Below are 5,690 nucleotides of genomic sequence, written 5' to 3'. Positions count from 1 at the left end.
GGCGTCGGCGGGGCAGGCGCCTCCACAGGAGCCGGCGGCTCCGGCGTAGGAGGCGCGGGTTCGGGCGCGGATGCCGCTTGGCGCTGGGGCGCCTTCTGGGCGGGACGGACGTTGGCGACCGGCGCGTTGGAGACGATGCTGACCGCCACCACCTGCAGCGGCTTGGGCAGGGGCGGGGCCAAGCGCCAGCTGATTAACAAGGCCAGCAGGACCGCCAGGTGCAGCCCGCCGGAGACGGTAAGCGCTGGGCGCAGGTCTGAGCGGCGCTCCGACATCCTCGCCGTTCAGGGCTGCGCGGCGTCGGCGCGCGCGCGCTGCGTGTCGCCGTCGGCCGGGGTGGTGTCGGTGATCAGGCTCATGGCCGTGAACCCTGAGGTGGACAGCCGCGCCATCACCTGGGCCACGGTGGCGTAGACCGCCGCCCCGTCGCCGCGGATGTAGAGCGGCTTGCTCGCAGCCCCCGTGCCGACGCCTTCGGGACCTCCGGCGGCCTTCACCCGGTCGGGCAGGCCGTCCAGGTCGGTCTCGGCCTCGCCCACATAGATGCGGCCGTCCTTCTGGATGGAGACGGTGACGGGCTGGGAGGGCGTGGAGATGGCTGACGCGTCGGCCTTGGGCAGGTCGAGCGGCACGCCTGAGGTCAGCAGCGGAGCCGACACCATGAAGATGATCAGCAGCACCAGCATGACGTCCACCAGCGGCGTCACGTTGATCTCCGAGAGCGCGGCGCGCCCGCGGCGCCGGCGTCGGCCGCGTCGTCCGGTGGAGAGCGCGTCGTGGACGGAGAGCGCCATCGGGGTTCAGACCCGCTCGACGTCGTGGGCTGACGGGGGAGCCAGCCGCTCGCCCAGTCGTCGCGCCACCGCGGCGGACAGGTCGTCGGCGAAGGCCTCCAGCCGGCCGGTGAACTTCGACGCGTCGGTGGAGAACTTGTTGTAGGCGATGTAGGCCGGGATGGCGGCGATCAGGCCGATGGCGGTGGCGAACAGGGCGTGGGCGATGGCCGGCGCCACCACGGTCAGGTTGGTGTTCTTCTGGATGGCGATGGCCTGGAAGGCCGTCATGATCCCCCAGACCGTGCCGAACAAGCCGATGAAGGGCGAGGCTGTGGCCACAATGGCCAGCACGCCCAGGCCGTTCTCCACCACCCGACCTTCCCGGGCGATCACGCTGTCCAACGCCTTGTCGATGCGGCTTATGGTGAGGGCGGTCTGGGTGTCGCTGAGCGGCGCGCGCTGCCCACGCGAGCCTCGCCATTCCCGCAGCGCCGCGACCAGCATGCGGGGCAGGGGCTGGGCGGGGTCGTCCCCGACCTCGGCGGCGATCTCCTCCAGCGGACGCCCGGACCCCACGGCAGCCTCGAAGCCCTCCGCGTCGCGGTTCATGGCGGTGAGGCGCACGGCCTTGTCCAGGATCACCGCCCACGACCAAAGCGAGGCGATGGCGAGGCCCGCGATCACGCCCTTCACCACCCAGTCGGCGTTCATGAACATGGCCAGGGGCGAGAAGCTGGCGGCGGTCAGGGTGGCTTCGGGCATGGTCACACGGCGTCCGGTCCGCGCGGGTGAAGCGCGTGGGATGGACGAAACTAAGGCCGGCAGCCTTAACGAGGGTTAACCACGCCAGGGCTTACCGCAGAAGGAGCTCCAGGCGCGCGGTAAGGGCGGGGATGTCTTTCAGCTCGCACTCCCACAACGCTTCCGTGCGCCAGTTCTGAGCTGTCAGCGCTTCGACGGCAGCGGCGTCGCGGGTGCGGTTGCGGGCCACCTTGGCAACCCAGTAGGCCGTGTTGGACTTGGGCACGCGGGAGCCACGGGCGCAATCGTGGCCGTGCCAGAAGCAGCCGTGGACGAACAGCGCCAGCCGGCGTGACGGGAAGACGATGTCAGGGGTGCCGGGCAACTCGCAGCGATGCAGCCGGTAGCGGGCGCCGAGAGCAGTGAGCAGGCGGCGCACCTTCAGTTCGGCCGTGCTGTTGCGGGCCGGCACGGCGCGCATGACCGCGGAGCGCTGCTCGGGGGTGAAGACGTCGGTGGAGGGCGTGCGCGCTTCGAGACAGCCTCCTGCGGAGGCTTCCTCAGCATGACGAAGGTTTGTGGACCCTACGCCCTTCGTCATCCTGAGGAGCGGGCCAAAGGGCTGCGTCTCGAAGGACGCAGGACGTTTGGCGATGCGCCCCTCAAAGCCCCTCGAACAGCGCCGTCGAGAGATACCGTTCCGCAAAGCTCGGCACGATCACCACCACCGTCTTGCCGACATAGTCGTCGCGGGCGGCAAGGTCGAAGCCGACCTTCAGCGCTGCGCCGGACGAGATGCCTACCGGCAGCCCCTCCGTGCGCGCCGAGCGCCGCGCCCATTCGAAGCTGTCGGTGTTGGAGACGGTGACCACCTCGTCGATGACGGTGCGGTCCAGGATCCCTGGCACGAAGCCCGCGCCGATGCCCTGGATCTTGTGAGGCCCCGGTTCGCCGCCGGAGAGCACCGGCGAGCCCTCGGGCTCCACGGCGATCATCTTCAGCGAGGGCTTCCTGGCCTTCAGCACCTGGCCCACGCCCGTGATGGTGCCGCCCGTGCCAACCCCCACGATTACAGCGTCCACCCGGCCCTCGGTGTCGTTCCAGATCTCTTCCGCGGTGGAGACGCGGTGGACCACCGGGTTGGCGCGGCTCTCGAACTGCTGGGGCATGACGGCGCCCTCGATTTCGGCCAGCAGCTCCTGCGCTCTGGCGACGGCGCCCCGCATACCCTTCTCCGCAGGCGTCAGCTCCAGCCGTGCGCCCATGAGCACCAGCATCTTGCGTCGCTCGATCGAGCTCGACTCCGGCATGGTCAGGATCAGCTTGTAGCCCTTGGCCGCCGCCACGAAGGCCAGGGCGATGCCGGTATTGCCGGAGGTGGGCTCGATCAGGGTGGCGCCGGGCTTCAGCAGGCCCTGCACCTCCAACGCCTCGATCATGGAGGCGCCGATGCGGTCCTTCACGCTGGACAGCGGATTGAAGAACTCGAGCTTGGCCAGCACCTCGCCCTTCGGCTGCTCCTCGGCGCTGAGCCGGGGGAGGCGGACGAGCGGGGTGTCGCCAAGCGTGTCGATGATGCTGTCGTAGACGCGGCCGCGACCGGCTCGCCTGAAGCGGGCGGCGTCGTAGTCGGCGGCGGGAAAGGCGTCCATGGCGGGTCTCACGGGTTGCGGCCTGTGACGCGCAAGATAGGGAGCCGAAGGGCGGCTGTCTCGCCAGGGATTCTGAAGCGCCGGCATAGGTCTCCCCGCCAGGGGAGCTGTCGGCGCGCCGACCGAGAGGGCCGGAGCCAAGGCGGCGGCGCCGCCCTCTCACCAAGCTTCGCTTGGTTCCCCTATCCTGGAGGAGGGGAGGATCGAAGCGGTCAGGCCTTGTCCAGCTCGGCCATAAGGTCGGGTATGATGGTCTTGTAGTCCCCCACCAGGCCGTAGTCGGCGATTTGGAAGATGGGGGCGTCGGCGTCCTTGTTGATGGCGACGATGACCTTGCTGTCCTTCATGCCGGCTAGGTGCTGGATCGCACCGGAGATGCCCACCGCGATGTACAGAGCCGGCGCCACCACCTTGCCGGTCTGGCCGACCTGGTAGTCGTTTGGCGCATAGCCGGCATCCACCGCCGCGCGGCTGGCGCCTACCGCTGCGCCAAGCTTGTCGGCCAGCGGTTCGATCACCCGGTGGAACTCCTCGGCCGAGCCCATGGCCCGGCCGCCGGAGACGATGATCTTGGCGGCGCCCAGTTCCGGACGCTCGGACTTGGTCACCTCGTCGGAGACGAAGCGGGCGGTCTTGTCGGCGGACGGCGTCTCCACGCTCTCGACGGTCGCCGCCCCTCCCTCGCCGGCGGCGGCCTTGAAGGCGGTCGCGCGCACGGTGGCGACCACCTTTGCGTCCTGGGAGGTCACCGTCTCCAGCGCATTGCCCGCATAGATCGGACGCACGAAGGTCTTTGCGTCCATCACCTCCAGCACGTCGGAGACCTGCATCACATCCAGCAGGGCGGCGATGCGGGGCGAGGCGTTCTTGCCGACGTTGGTGGCCGGGGTCAGTATGGCGTCGTAGCCGGCGGCCAGCGGGACCACGGTGGCGGCGATGGCCTCCGCCACGTTGTGCGACAGCTCCGCGCTCTCGGCCTTCAGCACCTTGCGGACGCCCGGCAGCTTGGCGGCCTCGGCCGCGACCGCGTCGACGCCCTGGCCGAACACCAGGATGTCGACGTCGCCGCCGATGCCCTGGGCGGCGGTCAGGGTCTTGTGGGTCGTGTCGCGGAGCGCGGCTCCGTCGTGGTCGGCGATGACGAGGACGGCCATGGTCAGAGCACTCCCGCTTCGTTCTTCAGCTTGGACACCAGGTCGGCGGCGTCGGACACCTTGATACCGCCGCCACGCTTGGCCGGTTCCGAGACCTTGGAGACCTTCAGCCGCGGCGTCAGGTCCACGCCATAGTCGGCGGCGGTCTTGGCGTCGATCGGCTTTTTCTTGGCTTTCATGATGTTGGGGAGCGACGCGTAGCGCGGTTCGTTCAGGCGCAGGTCCACCGTCACCACCGCGGGCAGTTCGGCGGACAGGGTCTGCAACCCGCCGTCCACTTCTCGGGTGACGGTGGCCACATCGCCCGCGAGCTCCAGCTTGGAGGCGAAGGTGGCCTGGGGCCAGCCGAGCAGCGCCGCCAGCATCTGGCCGGTGGCGTTGTTGTCGTCGTCGATGGCCTGCTTGCCCATCAGCACCAGCTTGGGCTGCTCGGCCTCGACGACCGCCTTCAGCAGCTTGGCGACAGCCAGGGGTTCCACGGCCTGGTCCACGACGATCAGGATGCTGCGGTCCGCGCCCATGGCCAGCGAGGTGCGCAGCGTCTCCTGCGCCTGCTGCGGACCGATGGAGACCGAGACGATCTCGGTGACGATCCCCTTCTCCTTCAGCCGCACGGCTTCCTCGACGGCGATCTCGTCGAAGGGGTTCATGCTCATCTTCACATTGGCCAGGTCGACGCCGGACTGGTCGGGTTTGACGCGGGCCTTGACGTTGTAGTCGATCACCCGCTTGACGGGTACGAGGACCTTCATGGGAGCTCCCGGCTCTTGGTCTGCGCCGGAGCCCTGTTGCAGCGGGCCGGCCTTGTTCATGTCGATTTCGGATGCGCTTGAAACGCTGGCGCCTGCGCCCTGTCAAGCAGAGCCGCGCCAGAGTCGCCTGCGGGCGACTTGCCGGGCTGTCTGCGCGTGCCCATTAGAAACCTATGAGACTCGCAATTGGCCGCGGCATCCTCGGGCGGATCGAGGTGATCTTCTTTGTCGTGCTGGTGCTGGTGGTCGGCGCGGTATGGGCCTACCAGCATTTCGCCGTCGATCCGGTCCAGCACTGCGAAAGCTCGGGCAACTGGTGGGACGCCCAGACCCACACCTGCGGACACGTGGTCTACCTGCCCGACGTGACCCATCGCGCCGCGGGCGCGAAGACACCACGCTATCCGACCCTGCCGGAGACGGCGGCCCAGGGGGCGGGCGGCACGTCGGGCACGCGATAGGGGCAGGACCGTTCCAGCCGCTACCGCGTCGCGCCCGGACTCCAGAGCACATCGCCGACGCCCTGAGCGTTGGCGTAGCGGGCCATGACGAACAGCAGGTCCGAAAGGCGGTTCAGGTATTTGAGAGCCTCGGCGCTCACCGGCTCGTCCGGTT

General features: G+C 69.1%; 7 protein-coding genes and 2 pseudogenes. 1 reads left to right on the top strand and 8 read right to left on the bottom strand.

The features are described 5' to 3' along the window. From HUV06_RS14310 to HUV06_RS14280, 7 genes and pseudogenes are all read right to left on the bottom strand, one after another. A pseudogene (locus HUV06_RS14310) lies at positions 1 to 275 on the bottom strand (energy transducer TonB); the annotation flags it as partial. A 9-nt stretch (positions 276 to 284) separates the two neighbouring features. Further along, entirely contained in the window at positions 285 to 794 is a 510-nt protein-coding gene (locus HUV06_RS14305) for an ExbD/TolR family protein (RefSeq protein WP_174301926.1), read from the bottom strand. Between the two features lie 6 nt (positions 795 to 800). Beyond that, positions 801 to 1,538 (bottom strand): protein TolQ, encoded by a 738-nt coding sequence (tolQ, locus tag HUV06_RS14300; RefSeq protein WP_174301927.1) that lies wholly within the window; start codon positions 1,536 to 1,538, stop codon positions 801 to 803. A gap of 91 nt (positions 1,539 to 1,629) precedes the next feature. Beyond that, positions 1,630 to 2,118 (bottom strand): very short patch repair endonuclease, encoded by a 489-nt coding sequence (locus tag HUV06_RS14295; RefSeq protein WP_174301925.1) that lies wholly within the window; start codon positions 2,116 to 2,118, stop codon positions 1,630 to 1,632. Positions 2,119 to 2,179: 61 nt separating this feature from the next. After that, positions 2,180 to 3,169 carry a cysteine synthase A gene (cysK, locus tag HUV06_RS14290; protein WP_174301924.1) on the bottom strand — a complete coding sequence of 330 codons (990 nt, stop codon included), beginning with the start codon at positions 3,167 to 3,169 and terminating at the stop codon, positions 2,180 to 2,182. Positions 3,170 to 3,381: 212 nt separating this feature from the next. Further along, positions 3,382 to 4,323, bottom strand: a complete 942-nt coding sequence (locus tag HUV06_RS14285; RefSeq protein ID WP_174301923.1) for an electron transfer flavoprotein subunit alpha/FixB family protein — start codon at positions 4,321 to 4,323, stop codon at positions 3,382 to 3,384. Between the two features lie 2 nt (positions 4,324 to 4,325). Beyond that, positions 4,326 to 5,075, bottom strand: a complete 750-nt coding sequence (locus HUV06_RS14280; protein ID WP_174301922.1) for an electron transfer flavoprotein subunit beta/FixA family protein — start codon at positions 5,073 to 5,075, stop codon at positions 4,326 to 4,328. A 173-nt stretch (positions 5,076 to 5,248) separates the two neighbouring features. Here HUV06_RS14280 and HUV06_RS14275 point away from each other — a divergent pair, with 173 nt between their 5' ends. Continuing rightward, complete coding sequence (locus HUV06_RS14275; RefSeq protein ID WP_174301921.1) at positions 5,249 to 5,536, top strand: hypothetical protein; 288 nt, start codon at positions 5,249 to 5,251, stop codon at positions 5,534 to 5,536. A 20-nt stretch (positions 5,537 to 5,556) separates the two neighbouring features. Here HUV06_RS14275 and HUV06_RS14270 read toward each other — a convergent pair. Continuing rightward, positions 5,557 to 5,690 (bottom strand): annotated as a pseudogene (locus HUV06_RS14270) (ATP:cob(I)alamin adenosyltransferase); the annotation flags it as partial.

The organism is Caulobacter sp. S45, from assembly GCF_903642205.1.
Lineage (GTDB): Bacteria > Pseudomonadota > Alphaproteobacteria > Caulobacterales > Caulobacteraceae > CAHJWH01.
The sequence above is the reverse complement of the archived record's forward strand: the minus strand, read 5'-3'. Positions and strand labels throughout refer to the sequence as shown.